The following is a 20,032-nucleotide window of genomic DNA, read 5'->3' as shown; positions in this document are numbered from 1 at the left end:
TCAGAACCCGCGCTGCGCGCCACCATCGACGACGATGGACTGGCCGGTGATGTACGAGGCCTGCTCGGAAGACAGGAACGCCACCAACGAAGCCAGTTCCTCCGGCCGTCCCAGTCGCCTCGCGGGAATCTGCGGCGCCACCTTCTCGTCCGTGAGACCCAGCTGCGTCATCCGCTCCGTCGCGTGGAAGCCCGGCAGCACCGCGTTCAACGTGACGCCGTACTGCGCGACTTCATTGCTCACCGTCTTCACCAAACCAAGCAACCCGGCGCGCAAGCCGTTGGAGATGGTGAGGTTGGGCATCGCCTCGCGCGCGGCCAGCGACGTCACCAGGACGATGCGGCCCCACTTGCGCTCCTTCATCCCTGGCAGCGACGCCTGGATGCCGTCCACCGCCGCCATCCACAGGCTCTGGAAGCCGAGCTGCCACTGCTCCGCCGTCAGTGACTCGAAGCCTCCCGCCGGAGGCCCGCCCGTGTTCACCACGAGCACGTCCAGGCCGCCCAGCTTCGCGACCACCTCGTCCACCAGTTGCTTCGCCGCGCCCGGCTGATTCAAATCACACGGCACCGCGAGCGCCGCGCCCAGCTCCTTCGCCGCGCGCTCCAGCTTGTCTCCACCGCGTGAGCAGATGGCCACCGTGGCGCCCTCCTTCACCAGCGCCTGCGCCGTCGCGTAGCCCAGCCCCGCCGACGCGCCCATGACGAGCGCGCGCCTACCCTTGAGTCCGAAATCCATCCGCGTGCTCCTTCATGAATGGCACCAGTCGCTCCTGGATGAGCTGCTTCGCCCGCCCCAGGTCCACGTCCTCGGCGCGCGTCAGCCCCTCGGACAGCTCGGAGACGATGCCACCGGCAATCGCCCCCACTTCATAGGCCAGCCGGTACGGCACCCGGCTGAAGCTCACCATCGAGTAGCGACTGACGAACTCGCCCGGGAAGGCATTGAGCAACGCCTTCTCCACCGCCTTCTCCAGCAGGAAGCGCGGGCTGCCCGTGCTGTCGCGCATCTCCACGAAGTTCTCCACCGCCATGTCGGCGATGGCATCCGCGTTCGTCTTGCGCAGCCGCTCCAACGTCCCGAACACCTCCGCCCACGTGCCGTGCTGCTCCAGCAGCCCATCCAGCACCGTGCAGTCCTCGAAGCCGCAGTTCATCCCCTGACCGAAGAACGGGACGATGGCGTGCGCCGCGTCACCCAGCACCAGCGCCTTGTCCTCCACGCGCCACGGCGCGCACTTCACCGTCACCATGCTGCCCGTGGGCCGCGCGAAGAACGCCTCCGTCAAATCCGGGATGAGCGCCTTCGCGTCCGGGAACTGCTCCTCGAAGAACGCCTCCAGCCGCGCGGGCGTGTCCAGCGACTCGAAGCTCACCGGCCCCTTCCACGGCAGGAACAGCGTGCACGTGAAGCTGCCGTCCTCATTGGGCAGCCCAATCAACATGTACGTGCCGCGCGGCCAGATGTGCAGCGCGTGCTTCTCCATCTGGAATGCGCCACCCGGGCCCGCCGGAATCGTCAGCTCCTTGTAGCCGTGCCCCAACTGCTCCTGCGTCGCCGCGAAGCCCGGCACCTGCTCCATGGCCTGCCGCACCGTGGAACCGGAGCCATCCGTGCCGAACAACACCCGGCCTTCTTCCTGACGCTCCCGCCCCGTGGCCTCGTCCAGCACCGTGAGCGAGCCCTTCGCCAGGTCCGCCTGCGTCACCCGCTGCTTGAAGCGGATGTTGACGCGGCCCGTGGCCTCCGCCGCCGACATCAGGAACTTGTTCAGCCACGCCCGCGACAGCGAGTTGATGTGCTGCGAGTCGTCCTTGCCATACGGCTGATACGCCAGCGCCCCCTTCGGCGGGTGAATCATCCGCCCGCGCATGGGGATGGCGTGCTTCAGCGCCTCCTCCTCCAACCCCACCTGTCGCAGCGCGTACAGGCCGCGCGTGGAGATGGCGAGGTTGATGGAGCGGCCCGCGTCGATGACCTCCCGACGCATGTCCGGACGCCGCTCCAGCACCTCCACGGAGTAGCCCCGGCGCGCCAGGAACACGGAGAGCAGCGAACCCACGAGGCCCGCGCCCACCACGGTGACGGCTTCGTTCCGCTCACCCACGGGCATGGCCCTCCAGCGTCTTCACGAAGCGGTAGACGTCGGTGAAGGAGTTGTACAGCGGCGCGGGCGCCGCGCGGATGATGTCCGGCTTGCGGAAGTCGCAGATGATGCCCGCGTCCGACAGGCGCTTGAGCATTCCCTGTGGCTCGCCCTTGAACCGTAGCGAGAGCTGCGCACCGCGCTGCTTCGAATCTCGGGGCGTGGTGATGCGCACGAAGGACGGCGGCAGCTTGTCCAACAGGAACTCCAGATACCCCGTGAGCCGCTCGCTCTTCGCGCGCAGCGCCTCCATGCCCGCCTTGTCGAACAGCTCGAACGACGCGCGCAGCGCCGCGAGCTGGAGGATGGGCGGGTTGGACAACTGCCACCCCTCCGCGCCCGGAATCGGGTCGAAGTCGGGCCCCATCTGGAAGCGCGTCGTCTTGTCGTGCCCCCACCAGCCCTCGAAGCGGGGGATGTCCCGCGAGCGCGAGTGCCGCTCGTGGATGAACACCCCACCCAGGCTCCCCGGGCCGCCGTTGAGGTACTTGTACGAGCACCACACCGCGAAGTCCGGCCCGTCGTCGTGCAACGACAGCTTCAGGTTGCCCGCGCCGTGCGCCAGGTCGAACCCGACCAGACATCCCTTCGCGTGCGCCGTGCGCGTAATCGCCGCCAGATCAAACGCCTGGCCCGTGAGGTAGTTCACGCTGCCGAGCAACACGAGCGCCACCTCGTGCCCGTGCTGGTCCAGCGTGGCCAGGATGTCCTCGGTGCGCAGCGTCTCCTCGCCAAGGCGCGGCTTCAGCTCCAGCACCGCCTCGCGCGGGTCATACCCGTGGAAGCGCGCCTGCGACGCCACCGCGTACTGGTCCGACGGAAACGCGCCACCCTCGACGAGGATTTTGAACCGCTCGCGCGTGGGTCGGTAGAACGACACCATCATCAGGTGCAGGTTCACGGTGAGGGTGTTCATCACCACCACTTCCTGCGGCTTCGCGCCCACCAGCCGCGCGGCCTGCTCGGTGACGAGCTCGTGGTAGTGCAGCCACGGGTGTCGTCCCTGGTGGTGCCCCTCCACGCCCAGCTTCGCCCAGTCCTCCAGCTCCTCCTGCACGTAGCGCGCGGCGTTGCGCGGCTGGAGCCCCAGCGAGTTGCCCGCCAGATACACCACCGGTTTGCCGTCCGGGCCGGGAGGGAAGAGGAACGCGTCGCGGAACGTGCGCAGCGCATCCTCCGCGTCGGCGCGGCGCGCGAAGTCCTCGGAGTCCTCGTAGGGAAGCGTCGTCGTCATGGTGCGAAGTCCTCGCGAGAGCGCCCCAGCCATGCCAGGGCGTTCTTCCAGAGCAGCTGTTCGCGCGCGTCGGGCGCCAGCTCGCTCATCGATTCGATGAGAGTTCCCGGGCGCAGCTCGCCCAGGGGGAACGGATAGTCACTGCCCAGCGCCACCTTGTCCGCGCCGAACAGCTTGACGATGAAGCGCAGCGTCTCCGCGTCATGCACCAGCGAGTCCACCCAGAAGCGGCCCAGGTACTCGCGCGGCGGCACCTTGTTGTCCACGGCCACCAGGTCCGGACGCGCCTCGAAGCCGTGCTCGATTCGCCCCAGCGTCCCGGGGAACGAGCCGCCGCCGTGTGCGAAGGCGAAGCGCAGCCTGGGCAGCCGCTCCAGCACGCCGCCGAAGATGAGCGAGCACATGGCCAGCGACACCTCCGCGGGCATGCCCACCAGCCACGGCAGCCAGTACTTCTGCATCTTCGCCTCGCCCATCATGTCCCACGGGTGGACGAAGATGGACGCGCCCAGCTCGCTCGCGGCCTCGAAGAAGGGGAACAGCTTCTCGTCGGAGAGGTTCCAGTCGTTGACGTGGCTGCCAATCTGCACGCCCGCCAGCCCCAGCTCCTTCACGCACCGCTCCAGCTCGCGAATCGCCAGCTCTGGCGACTGCAGCGGCACCGTGCCCAGGCCCACGAAGCGCTTGGGGTGCTCACGCACGACGGAGGCGACGTGGTCGTTCAGGAAGCGCGACAAATCCAGCCCGTGCTCCGGCTGCGTCCAGTAGCTGAACATCACCGGCACGGTGGAAATCACCTGGACGTGCACGCCCGCCGCGTCGCACTCCTCGATGCGCTTCACCGGGTCCCAGCAGTTGCTCTCCACCTCGCGGAAGAACTTCCCGTCGTCGCGCAGCATCCGCGCGCGGCACGGCTGGTGGTGGTCCAGCGTGATGAAGCCGCCGTAGCCATAGCGCTCCGCGAAGCGCGGCAGCTTCTCCGGCAACAGGTGCGTGTGGATGTCGACCTTCAACGCTTCGGCCCTTCCTTGGTGACCTTCGTCCCGCACTTCTCGCAGGTGCAGTTGTCGGGGTTGCCGTAGAAGTGCTCGAAGATGGGCGGCAACTGCGTCACCAGATTCGTGACGTGCACGAACTCCTCGTAGAGCTTCTCGCCGCACGAGGGGCACAGCCACATGAAGCCGTCCAGCTCCCCGGGCAGGCGGCGGCGCTCCAGCACCAGGCCCACCGTGCCGGCGGGACGCTGCGGCGAGTGCGGCACCTTGGGCGGCAACAGGAAGATGTCGCCCTCGGAGATGGGGATGTCCACGGGCTTGCCGTCGTCGAGCACGCGCAGGTTGATGGTGCCCTCCAACTGGTAGAAGAACTCCTCGCCCTCGTTGATGTGGAAGTCCGTGCGCGAGTTGGGGCCGCCGACCACGGTGACCATGAACTCGCGGTCCGCCCACACCTGCTGGTTGCCGACGGGCGGCTTGAGCAGGTGGCGGTGCTCATCAATCCACTTCTTGAAGTTGATGGGGGTCAGGCGGCCCATTCAGTCGTCTCCGATGGTGGCGATGCACTTGAGCTCGATGGCGATGGGCGTGGGCAGCCGATTGATTTCGAGCGTCGTCCTGCACGGCGGGTTGTCCTTGAAGTACTCCGCCCACAGCCGGTTGTACGTGGGGAAGTCCTTCTTCATGTCCGTCAGGTACACCGTGACGTCCACCAGCTTGTCCCAGGACGAGCCCGCGTCCTCCAGGATGTAGCGGACGTTGCGGAACACCGAGTGACACTGCGCCTCGATGTCGTACGAGGTGATGTTGCCCTCGGCGTCCAGCTCCACGCCGGGAATCTTCTTCGTCCCGCGCTCGCGCGGGCCCACGCCCGACAGGAACAACAAGTTGCCCACGCGCCGTGCGTGGGGATACAGCCCCACCGGCTCCGGGGCCTTCTGGGAATCGACTCGCTCACTGGTGCTCACGTCGTGTCTCCGTCCGGCGCGTCACAGCTTGATGCACACGTTCTTCGGCTCGGTGAAGAAGCGCAGCGCTTCCCACCCGCCCTCGCGTCCCACGCCCGAGTCCTTCACCCCGCCGAACGGCGTGCGCAGGTCGCGCAGCATCCAGCAGTTCACCCAGACGATGCCGCTGTGCAGCCGCGACGCGAAGCGGTGCGCCCGCGTCACGTCCTTCGTCCACACGCTGGCGGCGAGGCCATACTTCGTGGAGTTGGCCCACGCGAGCACCTCGTCCTCCTTGTCGAAGGGGATGAGCGTGGCCACCGGGCCGAAAATCTCCTCCTGGTTCGTGCGGCACGCTGAGTCCAGGCCCTCGATGAGCGTAGGCTCCACGAACCAGCCCTCGGCGCAGCGGCCGGACAGGCTCGCGCGCTGTCCTCCCGTGAGGACGCGCCCGCCCTCCTGCTTCGCCAGGTCGATGTAGCCCATCACCTTGTCGAAGTGCTGCTGCGACACCAGCGCGCCCTGCTCGGTGCTGGCCTCCAGCGGGTCACCCACCTTGAGCGCCCGCGTGCGCGCCACCAGCGCGTCCTTGAAGCGCTCGTAGATGGGGCGCTGCACGAAGATGCGCGGGCCGCAGAGGCAAATCTGGCCCTGGTTGGAGAACGACGAGCGCACCGTCGTCGCCAGCGCCTCCTCGAAGTCGCAGTCCTCGAAGATGACGTTCGGGTTCTTCCCGCCCATCTCCAGCGACAGCTTCTTGAAGTTCGGCGCCGCCACGCGCGCAATCTCCGAGCCCACGCGGGTGCTGCCCGTGAAGGAGATGGCGGCGATGTCCGGATGCTGGCTCATGGCCGCGCCCACCTTGGGGCCCAGGCCGTGGACGACGTTGAGCACCCCGGGCGGCAGGCCGACCTCGCGGCAGACCTGGGACAGGAGATACGCCGTCATCGGCGTGACTTCGGAGGGCTTGGCCACCACGCAGTTGCCGATGGCCAGCGCGGGCGCCAGCTTCCACGTCAGCAGATAGAGCGGCAGGTTCCACGGGGAGATGCAGCCCACCACGCCCAGGGGCGAGCGCAGCGTGTAGTTGAGCGCCACGCCGTCGGTGGCGTGCGCTTCGCTTGCGAACTGCGTCACCGCGTCCGCGAAGAACTCGAAGTTGAGGATGCTGCGCGGAATGTCCACGTTCGCCGCCACGGACAGCGGCTTGCCGGAGTCGATGGACTCTGCGCGGGCGAAGTCGGCCAGCCGCTCCCGGATGGCGTCGGCCAGACGGCGAATCAGGCGGGAGCGCTCGGCGGCGGGCGTGGCGGACCAGGATGGGAAGGCGCGCCTGGCGGCCTCCACCGCGTGCTGGATGTCGGTGGCGTCCGAGTCCGGCACCTGGGCGTACGTCTTCCCCGTCGCGGGCTCCGGCTTGTCCAGCCACTGGCCACCGCGGGCGGGCAACAGCTCCCCACCGATGTAGTTGAGCACCTTCTCCATGGCCGGACCCTCCGTGCGTGCCCGCACCCCGAGCCGCCCACGGGCGCCCGCCTCTTCGGTTGCCGAGAGGGAGGGGGACCGCGCGAACCCGGGTCGAACGGGGCGCAATGTACGCAACCGACGGAGCCGTCACCAGCATTGCGGCAAGCGCTCTTCACCGTGTCGTCCTCTCGCGTCAAACGCCCGACGGCCCTGCCTGTCCGGAGGGCGAGGGGGCGTTGAAGCCCTTCGTCACATCGGAGGGGCGAGGGGCCGGACGGGGTTGAGCCCAAGGGGAGTCGAACATGCCGATGGAACCTGTCGCGCCCATGTCGCTGGAAGAGGCGCGCGCGGCGGAGGACGCGGACTCGAGGCAGCTCCTGTCGGCCGCCACGGTCGAAGAGGCGCTCGCCGTGCTCGTGGAGATCGCCCGCCGCCTGACGCGCGCCCACCAGGCGACCGTCGTCCTTTCGCCCGCTCCCGGCAAGACGCGAGGGGCGAGCGTCACGTCGCTCTCACACGCCTATGAGGTCTGGGGCGGCTACACCGTGCCGTCCAGCGACGAGCCCGGCCGCACGTCGAGAGAGCGTCGCGCCTCGCGCGCGGAGCCTCGTGGCCGGCTGCACGGGTCGCTGCCCGGGGATGCGGGCGTGCTCTATCTCTTCGACCGGGAGGTGGGGGACTTCAGCCGTGAGGACGAACTGGCCCTCCATCGACTCGCCCGGCTGGCGGGACTGGCGCTGGAGTCCGCGCGCCTCCTGCGAGAGGAACAGCACGCCCGCGCGGAGGCGGAGTCGGCGGAGCAGCGCGCGGCCTTCCTCGCGGACGCGAGCCGGGTGTTGGCCTCGTCCTCGTTGGACCCGAAGGCCACGCTGGACACCCTGGCCCGGCTCTGTGTCCCCATCCTCGCGGACTGGTGCTTCGTCGACGTCATGGACGAGGCGGGCACCGTGCAACGCACGTCCGTCGCTCACGCCGACCCCGGCCTGGACGCGCTCGCCCAGCGCGTGCGGTGCTTTCCCGCCGGACCGGAGGGCAGCTCGCACCCCACCTCCCGCGTGGTCCGTCACGCTGAATCCCTCCTGGTGGACGACGTCGACGAGGCCTGGCTGCGCCGCGTGGCGGTGAGCGAGGCCCACTACGAGACGATGCGCGCGGTGGGCTTCCACGAAATCCTCTCCGTGCCGCTGCTCGCGCGCGGCCGCTCGCTGGGCGCGCTCACCTTCCTCGCGGTGCGTCCCTCGCGCCACTACAACCAGGCCGATTTGGAGACGGCGCAGGACCTGGCCCGCCGCGCCGCGCTCCTCGTGGACAACGCCCGGCTGTACCGCGAGGCGCGCCGCTCCGTGCGCCTGCGCGACGAGTTCCTCGCCGTGGCCAGCCACGAGCTCAAGACGCCCCTCACCCCGCTTCAGCTCCGCCTCCAGTGGCTGCGGCGGCAGACGCGCAAGGACCGGCCCTACCTCCCCACGCCGATGGTCATCTCCCAGCTCGACGTCGTGCAACGCCAGGTGGACAAGCTGTCGGGGCTCGTCCACGGCCTGTTGGACGTGTCGCGCCTGTCCAGCGGCAGGCTGGTGCTGCACCGCGAGGACGTGGACCTGGAGGCGGTGGCGCGCGAGGTGAAGGACCAGCTCGCCGTCCCCGCGAGCCAGGCGGGAAGTCCGGTGTCGGTCTCCGTGCGGGGCGACGTGCATGGGCACTGGGACCGGGCCCGACTGGAGCAGGTGCTGACGAACCTGCTCGCCAACGCGGTGAAATACGGCGCGGGCCATCCCGTGCACATCGCGCTCCGGGGAGAGCCAGAGCGGGTGGTGCTGCGCGTGGAGGACACGGGCATCGGAATCGCCAGCGAGTACCAGTCCCACATCTTCGAGCGCTTCGGCCGCGCCGTCAGCGAGCGCCACTATGGAGGGCTGGGGCTGGGGCTCTACATCACCCGACAGATTGTCGAAGCCCACGGTGGCGACATCCAGGTGCGCAGCGAGCCGGAGCTGGGCAGCCGCTTCGAAGTCACGCTCCCCCGTCACGAAGCCGCCGCGAATGCGTGAGTCGCCCGGCGCTCGGCTATAAGGGCGCTGGGAGGAAACAACATGTCACGCAAGGTGGCCCTCATCACCGGAGCCTCGGCTGGCCTCGGAGTGCATTTCGCGCGGCGCTTTGCCCGGGACGGGCACGACGTCATCCTCGTCGCACGCGGTGCCTCGCGGCTGGAAGAACTCGCCGCGGCGCTGGAGAAGGAGCACGGGGTGAAGGCCCACGTGCTGCCCGCGGACCTGGCGCAGCCGGAGGCCCCCGAGCAGCTCTTCGCGCAGGTGGCCCAGCGCGGATTGACGGTGGACTTCCTCGTCAACAACGCGGGCTTCGGCAGCTCGGGCCCCTTCCTGGACCAGGACGTGAAGCGCGAGGCGGAGATGGTGCAGGTCAACTGCACCGCGCTCCTGAAGCTGGCGCACCTGTTCGCCCGGCCCATGCGTGAGCGCGGCCAGGGCCGCATCCTCAACGTGGCCTCCACCGCCGCGTTCCAGGCCGGGCCCTACATGTCCACGTACTACGCGACGAAGGCGTTCGTCGTGTCGCTGTCGGAGGGGATGTCCTACGAGCTGAAGGGCACCGGCGTGACGGTGACCTGCTCCTGCCCTGGCGCGACGCAGACGGAGTTCGCCCAGCGCGCGGGCAATGACAAGAGCCGCCTGTTCCAGCGCTCCGGCGTGGCGAAGCCCGAGGACGTGGTGGAGCACGCCTACAAGGCGATGATGCGCGGGAAGGTGCTGGCCGTGCACGGCGCGCTCAATGTCATGGCCTCCTTCATGGTGCGCTTCAGCCCGCGCTCCGCAGCGACGGCCATCGCCGCGGGACTCAACCAGCAGGCCTGAGGCTCAAGGGGGCCGTGACTCGTCCGCGAGAACGGAAGCGTCACGGCCACCCGAGGCCGACCCTCAGTTGAAGGTGGCGGTGAAGAGCAGCGAGAAGCTGGTGACGTCCCAGTCGTCGCCGTCGTTCTCGCTGCTGCGGATGCGGCCCAGCGCCACCTCGGCGCCGATGCCCACCGCCCAGTTGTCGCTCACCCACCACTCCTTGCCCAGGCCCAGGTTCAGGCCCACGCCGGAGTCCGTCCTTCCCTCCTGCTCGCCGTCCTGCGTGACGCTGAGCTGGTTGGCCACCACCGCGCCGGAGATGTAGAGGTTGACGGGCATGAAGTAGTACGTCACGCCCACGCCAATCCCGGCGTAGTTGCTGGCCACGTCGTCGCCCTCGTCACCTTCAATCGTGATGTCGCCCACCTCGATGTCCGGGTTCGTCGTCGACGTGCCGAAGAGCTTTCCGTAGATGATGAAGTTGTTGATGATCGCGTAGCCCAGCTCCAGGTTGAGGGAGCCCGAGGCGCCCTTGATGGCCAGGTCGACTTCCTTTGCCTCGGCGCGCGTGTAGCCGATGCCCAGCTGGCCGCGCAGGTAGAATCCGTCGTGGGTATGCCGCCCGGGCGTCTCGTCCGCGAACGCCAACGTGGTCGGTAGAAGCACTGCCGCGAAGAGCCAGAGATATCGCATGAAGTGGAGTCCTTGCTTCGGGATGCCCGCCCGGCCGGGGGCCACAACCGGGGTTATGCAGCACGTCGACCCGATGATTCCAGTCCCCGGATGCCCCGTGTCTCCGGTGGGCGCGGCTTATACCCCGGAGCCGGACGCCCTGCGCATCAGCCGCCTCGCCTGGGGCTTCCGGCCGTGCTCTGCTGCGCCGCCCCCGCAACACCCCACCTGGAGAGGGATGCAATGACGCAGACCGTGGACCCCTCGGAGCTGGCCCGACGCCTGGACGCCGCCCGGCGAGAGCGGCGCGAAGTGCCGCCCCTCACGAACGAGTTGCCCCAGCTCACGCTGTCGGAGGCCTACGCCGTCCAGGAGGGGGGCATCCAGCTCCGCCTGGCCGAGGGTGAGCGCGTCGTCGGCCTGAAGATGGGCCTGACGTCCGAGGCCAAGCGCAAGCAGATGAACCTGGACTCGCCGGTGTACGGCGTCCTCACGGACCGGATGCGCGTGGAGGCGGACGGCGTCATCCGGCTGGGGCAGGGCATCCACCCGAAAATCGAGCCGGAAATCGCCTTCCGCACCGCGCGCGAGCTGAGCGGGACGGTGACGCGCGAGGAGGCGCTGGACGCGTGCGAGTCCGTGTTCGCCGCGATGGAAATCCTCGACTCGCGCTACCGCGACTTCAAGTACTTCTCCCTGCCGGACGTGGTGGCGGACAACTCGTCCTCCGCGCTGTTCGTCCTCGCGACGGAGGAGCACCCGCCGCGCGCGCTGGACTTGACGCGCCTGGAGATGAAGATGTCGGTGAACGACGCGGTGGTGCAGTCGGCCCGCTCGGACGCCATCTCCGGAGACCCGGTGCTGTCCGTGGTGCAGTTGTGCGCGCTGCTCGCCGAGCGGGGCCAGGTGCTCCCCGCCGGCAGCATCGTCCTGGCGGGCGCCGCCACGGCCGCGCACATGCTCCAGCCTGGAGACAAGGTGCGGCTCGTCGTGGAGGGCCTGGGCTCCGTGGCGGTGTCTGCCGGGTAGCGCGGCTCCGGGCTTCCGGTGCCTCAGTTCATCCACGACGAGGACACGCCCGCGCTCGAGTGACGCGGGCGCGTGTCGGTGTCGTGCCAGCGCACCGCGTAGCGGTCCCCGTGCTGGCGCAGGAAGGCTTCCAGCCGCTCCAGGCCCATCCGCTCGGGCATGGCGTGGCGCGGGGCCAGCGCCCGCTTCAGCGCGGGGTGGTAGCGGACGACGGAGGCGAAGTCGCGTGGGTACTCCCGCTCGTCCACGCCCACCAGCTCGCCCCGGTCCAACCCGCGCGAGAGCAGCTCCCGCCAACGTTGCAGCGGCGCCATGCCCAGCGAGTCCACGCCCCGGGAGCAGAGCATGAGGAAGAGCGCATCCCAGGGCTCGGACGCGTCCAGGTAATGCTCCAGCGCGCGGGCGGAAGGGCGCGTGTTGAGCACCATCCAGAAGGGCACCGCGCCGGTGCGCAGCGCCCACCAGGGCTCCAGCAGAATCGAGGACTCCACCAGCAGCTGTCCCAGCGGCATGCGCCTGTCGCGATACCAGTGCCGGTACAGGTCCGCCACCAGCGGGCTGAGCGCCTCCGGCTCCGGATAGACGATGCGACGCAGCCGCCAACGCCGCTTGCGCGCCAGGCGCTGGAGGTCCTCGCTCAGCGCGGGCTCGAAGCCCCACTCCGCCTCCGGACTGTCGCTGTCCGGCGGCGGCGTGGGCCAGCGCGGATGGGACGAGCCCTGGCTCCGCAGCCACGCCTCCACGCGCGGGCCACCCAGGTAGTACTCGTCCGGGCTCGCCCCGCCCAACGCCCCCTGTTGGAAGACGTGCCGCTCGCCTTGCCGCAGCGTGGGCCAGCGCAGCTCGCACTCGGACACGAAGAGGGTGGCGCCGGGCTCCAGCACGTCCTCCAGGAAGCGGACATAGGCGGCGCCCAGGCGGCGGCGCTTCACCCGGAAGTGTGTCAGCCCTCGCAACAGGAGCCGGTCGTGGTTGGCGTCGTGCGTGTGGTGCAACTGGAGGTCCGGATGGGACTCCAGCAGGCGGCGCGCGGGCTCCCTGGCGAAGTCCAAATCCTTGAGGGGCTCGTCCACGAGCACGCGCCCGTCATGGCGCACGGACAACAGCTGCGTCTGGGGCAGCCACGGAATGCCCAGCGCCGCGCACAGGTGGACGAGCGCGCCATTGGAGGCGCCCACCACGGCGGCCGGGTAGCGCCGGCGCGGGTAGCGAGCGACCACCCAGCGCGCCAGGGCCTCCGCGTCGAAGTGGGCCAGCGCGCGCGGCGTGAGGGCCTCCGCCAGTCCGCCGCGGACAAAGGCCGCCTCGCGCAGCGGCACCGAGAGGTGGTTGACCACCGGGAGGAGCGTCTCGAACAAGGGGTGGGTATGGCGGTGCGTGCCCAGCGCGGGGAAGTCGCGGCCGTGCAGGAAGCTTGCGAGCGCGCGCAACATGGCGGCCGAGGAGTCGAAGTCCGCGACGAAGCGGCGCGCCATCATGGTGGACCTGCTTCATCGCGCCCGGAGCGCCGCGGCGTGCCAGGACTCCTTGCGTGCGGCAGGCCCATTCCCCCTCCCAGGCGGTGAGTGCGTCCGTCAGGAAGGTAGCCCCTGGAGGCCACCCGAGCAGGCCGCCGACACCAGCCCGTCCGCACGAGGGGAGGGGAGGCGTGCGTGCGTCGCGCTCAGGGCTCCGGCCGGCGCGCGGTGGAGGGGAGGTCCGCCGTCACGCGCAGGCCCTGGGCCGAGTGCGCGCGAGCGCAGGGCTGGATGCGGGCCTCCGTCGGGCCCAGCGTCTCCAGCACGAAGGAGGAGTCCTTGTGGTGCGGGGGGGACTCCGGCCAGTGGCCTCGCTCGGCGCGCGCCAGGTCCACCTCCGCCAGGGTGATGAGCGCGTCGTGCTGGAGCCTTCGTACATCCAACCGCTCCGCGTACTCGCCATAGGTGGCGATGTGCGGTCCATGGATGGAGCCGAGCTGGTTCTCCTCCTCGCTCGCCTCCAGCAGCGCGAAGGCCCGGCGACGCGCGGAGGTGGGCAGGTCCGCCGCGGCCGTCAGCGCGTCGAAGCCCTCCACCAGCGTCCACCACGCGCGCCGCGAGCCCAGGGGGCCGTCGTTGATGGCCTCCTCGTCCCTCAACTCCAGCGGCACGCAGTCCTCGCTGTGCGGCGGCAGCGCGGCCAGGGCCTCGTCGGACAAGAGGCCCCGGAAGTAGACCAGCTGTACCAGCGCGGACTCGTGCCGCAGCGACATGGAGAAGGGCGCGAAGCCCTCGGCCAGCTTCACCAACTGGGCAATCGCCAGCGGCTTGCGCTCCGTGGGCGCCGCGTCCAGCGCGTCCGCGCACGGCCGGTAGAGCACGCCGTGGCCCGTCGCGGAGAGCAGCTGCCCCTCCATGCCCCCGCCCAGCTCCAGCTCGCGGCTCAGCGCCAGCGCGTCCAGGCACGTGTCCAGCGCCGCCAGCGGCCTGCCCTGGGAGAGCTTCAGCCGCGTGTCCAGCGCGGCCAGGTTCACCACGTACATCAACGCGAACTTCCCGTTGGACCGCGCATGGGTGACGGGCGCGAGCACCCCCAGCCGCTCCGGCAGTCCGCCGAACTCCGCGTGCGTCGCCGCCAGCACCTGCTCCAGCAGGGGCCGCGCGCGCTCCAGCGTCTCGCCGCACGCCGAGGGCAAGGACGACGTCGGCAGCTTCCCGTCCGCCACGTCCCGGCAGTGCTGCCCCAGCGTCGAGTCCGGACCCGTGCCCGACTTCTGCCGCTCCTGGTACAGGTGCAACACGTCTTCCAGCAGCGGCTCCAGGTGGCGGGCGAAGGTGCCCGGGCTCGGCGGCTGCACGTGCGAGGGCCGCGCGTACCGCGCCCGCGCCAGCTCATTCACCTCGCGCACCAGCCGCTCTTCCAGCGGCCCCGTGCGCAATTGCAAGTAGGCCAGGCTCCCCGCGCAGACGAGGAGGAGGGCGAGCATGCCTCCTGCCACGGGGATGAGAGCGCGATGGGAAGTCATGAGGGGGAAGCCCGGCGGCGGGAAGCCTCGCATGAAATCCCGGCTCCAGGGGTTTCCACTCTTCCGTGGACAGGCTGCCCCGCCAGTCTATTCTCAGCCAGCGCTGCGGCGGGGGGCGATGAAGCCGCGTCCCAGCCGCTTGAGCAGGTGCTCGGACAGGGCGCGGGCCTGGGTGCGAATCTCCGGCACGGCCGTGGTCTCCCACAGCTCGCCGCGCCGGAGGGGGCCCAGGGTGAACAGGCGCCCCCCGGCATGCCCGTTCGCGTCCAGCAGCGCCCCGTGGCGGTCGGTGTCCAGGCCCAGGCCGAGGGCGTCCGGGCGCACCCGGCCTTCCTCGGCGAGGCGATGCAGCAGCGGATGTCCATGGCGGGTGACGTCGCCCTCCGGGCCCGTGCAGTTGACCACGTGGTGGACCTGGAGGTCCTCCTCGCGCCGCTCTCCCCGGCGCCGGACGCGCACCCGCACGGTGCCCGCGTCGTCTGGGTGGAAGCTCCGCACGCGGGCCGCGTGCAGCGCCAGCCGGCCCTGGGTCCTCAGCCGCTCCAGCCCGTCCGCCACGTCCGGTGCCATGCGGTGGCGGTGCACGTCCCAGTAGGCGCGCAGGTGCCGCAGGAAGCGCCGGCGCTCTCCGATGTCCAGCCGCTGCCACAGCGGCACCGTCACCGGCCGCAGCGCGTCCATCACCGCCCGCCAGCTCGCCCCTGCGTCCGTCGCGCGGCGCACCTCGTGGCGCAGCACGCGCAAGAGCGCGCGCACCCGCACGGGGATGGGATGGGGCTGCTCCAGGGCAGGCAGCCCGTCGTCGCGCAGCCCCGTGTCGCGCAGCGCGCGCAGCACGTCGCGGATGCCGGGCGAGGCATAGGTGCCCTGGAGGACGGTGCGCGGGTGGCGGTGCGGCAGGAGGCCATGGCGCGACAGCGCGTGCAGCGCTCCCCGGTGGCCGCGCTCCTCCAAGGACAGCACCGCGTCCACCATGGTGAGCCCCGTGCCGATGAGCAGCACCGTGTCGTCCTCGCCAATGCCGTCCAGCGCGCCCGGCGCCCACGGCGAGCGGTGGTAGCGAGGACTTGTGTACAGCCCGCCGTCCGCCACGCGCAGGTCCGCGGGGCTCGCGTTGCCCAGGGCCAGCACCGCCGCTCGCGCGACGAGCTCCACGCCGCCTCGGGTCGTCAGCGTCACCAGCCCGCCGTGCTCGCGCGTCGACGTCACCTCGCCCGACTGCGTCTCCAACTGGACACCCGGGGGCGCGCGGGCGATGGACTCCTTCAACACGGAGTCCAGGTACTGGCCGTAGCGCAGCCGGGGGACGAAGTCTCCGCCCTCCGTGTCGGGTGTCTGCTGGCGCAGCCAGCGCAGGAAGTGCTCGGGCTCCTCGGCGAAGGCGCCCATCCGCGCGGCCGGGACGTTGAGCAGGTGACGCTGGCTCCGCGTCGAGTAGGCGAGCCCCTGGCCCACCTGCCCGCCCCGTTCCACCAGGAGGATTCGGAAGGGGGCGCGGGCCTGTCTCAAGAGGTGGATGGCCAACAACGTTCCACTGGCCCCTCCCCCCACCACGGCCACATCCCAGGGGCTGCTCTGAACTCGCACGCCGCAATCCTATGTCCGTCCCTGCCCCACGGCATCCCGACACACGAGCGTAGACAATCGAATGACAACCCCTGGCCAGGGTCTCAGGCCGTGTCCACACTCCCACGCACATCCCGGGAGATCCATGCGAGAGCGCCCCAAGGAAGACTGGGACGGAGAAGTCCCGGACATGAGAAGCCTGCTCGGCTGGCCGTTGCCAGAGCGCAGGGAGTCCATCCCCTCGTTGTCGTGGTTGGTGGACCGGCTCCGCGACAGCCGGCCCGACTGGGGCCTGCTGGAGTCACTCGTCCAGTTCGACGAGGCGCGCTACGTGCGCAGGACGCTGGCGAAGACCGAGGCGTGTGAGCTGCTGCTGGTGTGCTGGGGGCCGGGGCAGGGTTCCCTCGTCCATGACCACGGTGGCTCGGCCGGCGTGTCCCTGATGGTGCGCGGCGCGGTGCGGGAGACCCGCTATGCGTGGGCGGGAGACCGGCTGCTGCCCGAGCTGTCCGTGCGCGCGCAGGAGGGGGACCTGATGCTCGAGGAGCCGGACACCATCCATCGCATCCTCAACACGACGCGTCGCGGCGCCGTGTCGCTGCACCTCTACGCGCCGCCGATGGAGGGCATGACGCCCTATGACGACCAGGTGGTGACGCTCAAACCACCGCGTCCAGTTGCCGCGGGGGCTGGGCGAAGGCGCCGGCCACGGGCAGGGTGACGCGGAAGATGCTGCCTTGCCCGGGCGCGCTCTCCACCGTGAGCGTGCCGCCCAGGGACGTGACGATGCCATGGCACACCGCCAGGCCCAGGCCGGTGCCCACGCCCAGGGGCTTGGTGGTGAAGAACGGGTCGAAGATGCGCTCGCGGTGCTCGGGGGAGATGCCGCAGCCGGTGTCTCGCACCTCCACCGAGACCAGGCGGCCCGCCATCGCCTCGCGCGCGACGACGCGCACCTCGTTCAGCTCCACCTGACCGGGAACAATCGCCTGCGCCGCGTTGAGCAGCAGGTTGAGGAACACCTGGCCCAGCCGCGAGCCATTGCCCTGCACGGGCGGCACGCCGTCGCACTCGACGATGAGCCGCGCGCGGTGCCGCAACTCGTGCATGGCCATCTTCGCCGCGGTGCGCACCACCGCGCCCACGTCCGAGGGCCCGCTGCCCACGTCCTCCGAGCGCGACAGCGTCTGCAAGTCGCGGACGATGAGGCGGATGCGCTCCGCGCCGTCGCGCGTCTCCGCCAGCGCCTCCAGCACCTCCTGGCGCTCGCGCTCGGGGAGCTGCTCCTTCTGCTGGAGCTCCTGGTGGATGTACTCCAGGTTGCTGAGGATGAAGGCGAGCGGGTTGTTGATTTCGTGCCCCACGCCCGCGGCGATGCGCCCCAGGGCAATCAGCCGGTCCGCGAAGAGCAACTGGGCCTGGGTGGCGTGGAGCTGCTCCAGGCTGCGGGACAGCTTCGCGTTGGCGGCCTCCAGCTCCGCGGTCCGCTCCCGCACCGTCTCCTCCAGCCGCCTGCCCGCCTCGCCGGCCTCGCGGGCGACGTCCAACCCCGGGCTCTCCGCTCCTTGTGAAAACCCCGCGCGAGCCTGGAAGGCGCGTCGCAGCGTGCCGCGCCGCTGCGCCACCGCCGACATCAACAGGACCCTGGCTCGTAGCGTCATCACGTCGCAATCTCGGCGTCAGGTGTCCGTCCCGGGTGCTTCGCGGGGGCGGGCGGACCTTCCCAGTCAACACCGCCGGGACGTGTCCGGCAAGGAGCCGATGTCGGCTCGCGCGAGGGTTCGTGTCTGTCCAGACGGGTAGTCGACGCCAGCGCTCCGAAGTGGCGCGGACAGCGTTGGCGACTGGAAGGTCCGCCCCGAGTCACCGCGTCAGCGAGGAGCCGGGCGCGTGTCGCGGAGCGCTCGGACGCGGTGTGGGCGTGGGGGATGCCCGAGGGTGAGGCCCCGAGTCACCGGGCTCCGGCGTCCGCGCGCGGCTGCTCAGCGTCAGCGCGAGCAAGGAAGGTGGCCAGCGCCGCATCCACCACACGCCACCCACGAGACACACCCCCAGCCCCAGGGCCAGCAGGGCGCGCGGTAACTCGATGGCGCGAGCCTCCCGCGTCACCGGCCGGGCCCGGACGACGAGCCCGGGCGCCTCGGCGGGGCTGGAGACGGCTTGAATCGCGGGCAGCGTCCCGGAGCCCGTCGAGCGCCGTCCGCGCGATGGAGGGCGCGGGCCGCCCTGGACGTCCACCGGCACGTTCGCCGCGTCCGGGAACAAGGGCACGTCCCACGCAGCGTCCGCGCTGGCGAGCGCCGTCTCCAGCGCCTCGCACCAGGTGCTCGCGGTGCCCCGACGCCAGGGCTGCTTGGCGAGCAGTCGCAGACATAGTTCGCTGAGCGCCCACGGCACCCGGGGGTTGAGCAGGGCGGGCGTCACCGGAGGGTGGTGGATGACGGCCACCTCGCCTTCGGGCGTCTCCACGTTCTCGAACGGGTAGCGCGCGGTGAGCATCCAGTAGAGGACGACGCCGAGCGCGTACAGGTCATCCGCCACGGTGGCCGGGTACACGCCTTCGCGGCGCTCCTGGCGGAAGGCCAGGGCCTCCGGGCTGCGGTAGCGCGGCGTCCCTGGGGGCAGCACCCCGCGCGGCAGCCGGGGCGCTCCGGAATAGACGCCCACGCCGAAGTCCATCAGCACCGGCGTGCCGTCCTCCTCGCGCACCACCACGTTGGCTTCCTTGATGTCGCGGTGGAGCACGTCCGCGGCATGCGCGGCCTCCAGTCCCCGCGCCATGCCCAGCGCCAGCCGCGCCGCGCGCCGCGCGCCGGGATTCTCCTCCTCCACCCACTGGGCCAGCGGGCGCCCGTGCACGTACTCCATCGCCAGATAGAGCCACTCGGGCGCCTCTGGTGGGAACAGGCCGCCGTCGCGGAAGCCCACCACGTTGCGGTGGGCCAGCCGCATCAGGATGGCGACCTCGCGCTGGGCCCAGCCACCCAGTTGCACCAGTGACTGGAGCTTGAGCGCCACGGACTGGCCGTCGCGCGTGGCGCGGTACACCACGCCACAACCTCCCGCGCCCAGCAGTCCTTCCACCGTGTAACCGGCGATGTCGGTGCCCTCGGGGGCATCCAGGATGCGAAGACCGTTCATGCGACCTCCCGTGTCCGGCCCAACCTCGGGAATGGGGAAAGCCTAGCACCACCCCTGGGGATGTCCCCACCGGCGGGGGCCCTCACGGACCCAACGCGCCGGCGCGGACTGTGTCGCGCGAAACCAACGCCTCGCCCTCAGGGGCAGGTGCCGCAATCCGCGCGGCAGCTCAGCGCGGTGGTGCCCGTGCCGCAGCGCTCGGTGAACTGGCAGGTGCCGTCGCCGCAGCGATAGATTTCCTGCGGGCGGATGCGCGCGGTGATGGGGCGGTAGTTCTTCCCGTTGTACGTGCAGTTTGTGTAGTAGGGCGAAGACGAGGTGCTGCCCTGGCAATACGTGGCGCACATGCCCACGTGGGTAATGGGCGGGCAGTTCTGCGCCGGGCCCGAGGCCAGTCCACACGTGCGCGGAGTGCTCTTGTCCGCGGCCAGATAGGCCTGGTCATTGGCCGCGAAGACGCCGGTGCCATCGAACAGGTTGCCGAAGTAGCACGCCTCCGTCTCGCTGTACGTCGCCAGCTCCTGCGGCGTGTACGGGATGGGCGCGTTCGTGCTCGACGTGGTGAGGCCCAGCACGGAGATGGGCACGTGCAGGCCGTACTTGTTCGCATGCGCCGCGAGGCAGGCGGAGACCACCTGCTTCTCCAGGTCCGTCGCGGGCGCTCCGTCGGCCCAGCTCGGCGCCAGTCCCAGTGCCCCGAGCCACATGTGCGTGTTTCCCGTCACCGGATTGGTGAACGTGCGGGCGACCCCCGCCTGCACCGCGCACGTCACCACGTAGGACATCACCGCGTCCGCATTCACCGGGTCCTGGTTGAACCACGTCGAGAAGCCATTCGTGGACAGGCCATTCGTGGACAGGCCATTCGTGGACAGGCCATTCGTGGACAAGCCATTCGTTGAGAGGCCATTCGTGGACAAGCCATTCGTTGAAAGGCCATTCGCGGAGACCTGACTGTGGCGCAGGTGCCCCATCTCCTCCCCCACCGGTTCCACCC

General features: G+C 70.3%; 18 protein-coding genes. 4 read left to right on the top strand and 14 right to left on the bottom strand.

Translation table 11 applies throughout. The features are described from left to right. Genes HUW62_RS08235 through HUW62_RS08205 form a run of 7 tightly spaced genes read right to left on the bottom strand, consistent with a single transcriptional unit; the run spans position 1 to position 6,807 of the window. Positions 1–738: an SDR family oxidoreductase gene (locus HUW62_RS08235; protein WP_163862827.1), complete on the bottom strand. Its 738-nt coding sequence runs from the start codon at positions 736–738 to the stop codon at positions 1–3. Beyond that, a complete protein-coding gene (locus HUW62_RS08230) occupies positions 716–2,107 on the bottom strand; it encodes an NAD(P)/FAD-dependent oxidoreductase (protein WP_176434100.1) in 1,392 nt (463 codons plus the stop codon). Before HUW62_RS08230 ends, HUW62_RS08235 begins: the two co-directional genes overlap by 23 nt. Continuing rightward, positions 2,100–3,380, bottom strand: a complete 1,281-nt coding sequence (gene kynU / locus HUW62_RS08225; protein WP_176434099.1) for a kynureninase — start codon at positions 3,378–3,380, stop codon at positions 2,100–2,102. Before kynU ends, HUW62_RS08230 begins: the two co-directional genes overlap by 8 nt. Then, positions 3,377–4,393 carry an amidohydrolase family protein gene (locus HUW62_RS08220; protein ID WP_176434098.1) on the bottom strand — a complete coding sequence of 339 codons (1,017 nt, stop codon included), beginning with the start codon at positions 4,391–4,393 and terminating at the stop codon, positions 3,377–3,379. Before HUW62_RS08220 ends, kynU begins: the two co-directional genes overlap by 4 nt. After that, positions 4,390–4,914, bottom strand: a complete 525-nt coding sequence (gene nbaC / locus HUW62_RS08215) for a 3-hydroxyanthranilate 3,4-dioxygenase (protein WP_176434097.1) — start codon at positions 4,912–4,914, stop codon at positions 4,390–4,392. The genes HUW62_RS08220 and nbaC overlap by 4 nt, the downstream gene beginning before the upstream one ends. Then, entirely contained in the window at positions 4,915–5,343 is a 429-nt protein-coding gene (locus HUW62_RS08210) for a RidA family protein (protein ID WP_163862819.1), read from the bottom strand. A 21-nt stretch (positions 5,344–5,364) separates the two neighbouring features. Next, a complete protein-coding gene (locus HUW62_RS08205) occupies positions 5,365–6,807 on the bottom strand; it encodes an aldehyde dehydrogenase (protein ID WP_176434096.1) in 1,443 nt (480 codons plus the stop codon). Between the two features lie 284 nt (positions 6,808–7,091). On the opposite strand from HUW62_RS08205, the gene HUW62_RS08200 reads away from it, so the two are divergent. Both HUW62_RS08200 and HUW62_RS08195 read left to right on the top strand, forming a co-directional pair. Next, complete coding sequence (locus HUW62_RS08200) at positions 7,092–8,837, top strand: HAMP domain-containing sensor histidine kinase (RefSeq protein WP_176434095.1); 1,746 nt, start codon at positions 7,092–7,094, stop codon at positions 8,835–8,837. A 42-nt stretch (positions 8,838–8,879) separates the two neighbouring features. After that, entirely contained in the window at positions 8,880–9,662 is a 783-nt protein-coding gene (locus HUW62_RS08195) for an SDR family oxidoreductase (RefSeq protein ID WP_176434094.1), read from the top strand. A 63-nt stretch (positions 9,663–9,725) separates the two neighbouring features. Here HUW62_RS08195 and HUW62_RS08190 read toward each other — a convergent pair whose 3' ends face one another. Beyond that, complete coding sequence (locus tag HUW62_RS08190) at positions 9,726–10,337, bottom strand: outer membrane beta-barrel protein (protein WP_176434093.1); 612 nt, start codon at positions 10,335–10,337, stop codon at positions 9,726–9,728. Between the two features lie 222 nt (positions 10,338–10,559). Between HUW62_RS08190 and HUW62_RS08185 the strand changes: the two genes are divergently transcribed. Continuing rightward, a complete protein-coding gene (locus HUW62_RS08185) occupies positions 10,560–11,345 on the top strand; it encodes a 2-keto-4-pentenoate hydratase (RefSeq protein ID WP_176434092.1) in 786 nt (261 codons plus the stop codon). Positions 11,346–11,368: 23 nt separating this feature from the next. Here the strand turns inward: HUW62_RS08185 and HUW62_RS08180 are convergent, their stop codons facing one another. The 3 genes from HUW62_RS08180 to HUW62_RS08170 all read right to left on the bottom strand — a co-directional run bounded on the left by HUW62_RS08180 (position 11,369) and on the right by HUW62_RS08170 (position 15,915). Next, positions 11,369–12,823: a hypothetical protein gene (locus HUW62_RS08180; RefSeq protein ID WP_176434091.1), complete on the bottom strand. Its 1,455-nt coding sequence runs from the start codon at positions 12,821–12,823 to the stop codon at positions 11,369–11,371. Between the two features lie 185 nt (positions 12,824–13,008). Next, the gene (locus HUW62_RS08175; protein WP_163869520.1) at positions 13,009–14,289 is read right to left on the bottom strand and encodes a hypothetical protein; all 1,281 of its coding nucleotides are present in this window, start codon (positions 14,287–14,289) and stop codon (positions 13,009–13,011) included. 132 nt (positions 14,290–14,421) lie between these two features. Continuing rightward, on the bottom strand, positions 14,422–15,915 hold the full coding sequence (locus HUW62_RS08170) for an FAD/NAD(P)-binding protein (protein ID WP_163869519.1): 1,494 nt from the start codon (positions 15,913–15,915) through the stop codon (positions 14,422–14,424). A 169-nt stretch (positions 15,916–16,084) separates the two neighbouring features. Here HUW62_RS08170 and HUW62_RS08165 point away from each other — a divergent pair, with 169 nt between their 5' ends. Beyond that, entirely contained in the window at positions 16,085–16,615 is a 531-nt protein-coding gene (locus HUW62_RS08165; RefSeq protein ID WP_240357027.1) for a cysteine dioxygenase family protein, read from the top strand. Here the strand turns inward: HUW62_RS08165 and HUW62_RS08160 are convergent. The 3 genes from HUW62_RS08160 to HUW62_RS08150 form a co-directional block, all read right to left on the bottom strand. Beyond that, a complete protein-coding gene (locus HUW62_RS08160) occupies positions 16,554–17,555 on the bottom strand; it encodes a sensor histidine kinase (protein ID WP_163869533.1) in 1,002 nt (333 codons plus the stop codon). The genes HUW62_RS08165 and HUW62_RS08160 overlap by 62 nt on opposite strands. Positions 17,556–17,757: 202 nt before the next feature. Beyond that, positions 17,758–19,035: a protein kinase gene (locus tag HUW62_RS08155; protein ID WP_176434090.1), complete on the bottom strand. Its 1,278-nt coding sequence runs from the start codon at positions 19,033–19,035 to the stop codon at positions 17,758–17,760. 137 nt (positions 19,036–19,172) lie between these two features. Then, positions 19,173–20,009: a hypothetical protein gene (locus HUW62_RS08150; protein ID WP_176434116.1), complete on the bottom strand. Its 837-nt coding sequence runs from the start codon at positions 20,007–20,009 to the stop codon at positions 19,173–19,175. Positions 20,010–20,032 lie beyond the last annotated feature (23 nt).

Origin of the sequence: Myxococcus sp. AM011 (assembly GCF_013372595.1) — a bacterium.
Taxonomy (GTDB): Bacteria; Myxococcota; Myxococcia; order Myxococcales; family Myxococcaceae; genus Myxococcus; species Myxococcus eversor.
The sequence above is the reverse complement of the archived record's forward strand: the minus strand, read 5'-3'. Positions and strand labels throughout refer to the sequence as shown.

Bases quoted from the DNA above. Each gene is read 5' to 3' on its own strand.
- HUW62_RS08200 (WP_176434095.1), top strand. From the start codon at position 7,092: ATGCCGATGGAACCTGTCGCGCCCATGTCGCTGGAAGAGGCGCGCGCG.
- HUW62_RS08190 (WP_176434093.1), bottom strand. From the start codon at position 10,337: ATGCGATATCTCTGGCTCTTCGCGGCAGTGCTTCTACCGACCACGTTG.
- HUW62_RS08180 (WP_176434091.1), bottom strand. From the start codon at position 12,823: ATGATGGCGCGCCGCTTCGTCGCGGACTTCGACTCCTCGGCCGCCATG.
- HUW62_RS08165 (WP_240357027.1), top strand. From the start codon at position 16,085: ATGAGAAGCCTGCTCGGCTGGCCGTTGCCAGAGCGCAGGGAGTCCATC.
- HUW62_RS08185 (WP_176434092.1), top strand. From the start codon at position 10,560: ATGACGCAGACCGTGGACCCCTCGGAGCTGGCCCGACGCCTGGACGCC.
- HUW62_RS08235 (WP_163862827.1), bottom strand. From the start codon at position 738: ATGGATTTCGGACTCAAGGGTAGGCGCGCGCTCGTCATGGGCGCGTCG.
- nbaC (WP_176434097.1), bottom strand. From the start codon at position 4,914: ATGGGCCGCCTGACCCCCATCAACTTCAAGAAGTGGATTGATGAGCAC.
- HUW62_RS08195 (WP_176434094.1), top strand. From the start codon at position 8,880: ATGTCACGCAAGGTGGCCCTCATCACCGGAGCCTCGGCTGGCCTCGGA.
- HUW62_RS08175 (WP_163869520.1), bottom strand. From the start codon at position 14,289: ATGCTCGCCCTCCTCCTCGTCTGCGCGGGGAGCCTGGCCTACTTGCAA.
- HUW62_RS08160 (WP_163869533.1), bottom strand. From the start codon at position 17,555: ATGACGCTACGAGCCAGGGTCCTGTTGATGTCGGCGGTGGCGCAGCGG.
- HUW62_RS08205 (WP_176434096.1), bottom strand. From the start codon at position 6,807: ATGGAGAAGGTGCTCAACTACATCGGTGGGGAGCTGTTGCCCGCCCGC.
- kynU (WP_176434099.1), bottom strand. From the start codon at position 3,380: ATGACGACGACGCTTCCCTACGAGGACTCCGAGGACTTCGCGCGCCGC.
- HUW62_RS08155 (WP_176434090.1), bottom strand. From the start codon at position 19,035: ATGAACGGTCTTCGCATCCTGGATGCCCCCGAGGGCACCGACATCGCC.
- HUW62_RS08150 (WP_176434116.1), bottom strand. From the start codon at position 20,009: ATGGGGCACCTGCGCCACAGTCAGGTCTCCGCGAATGGCCTTTCAACG.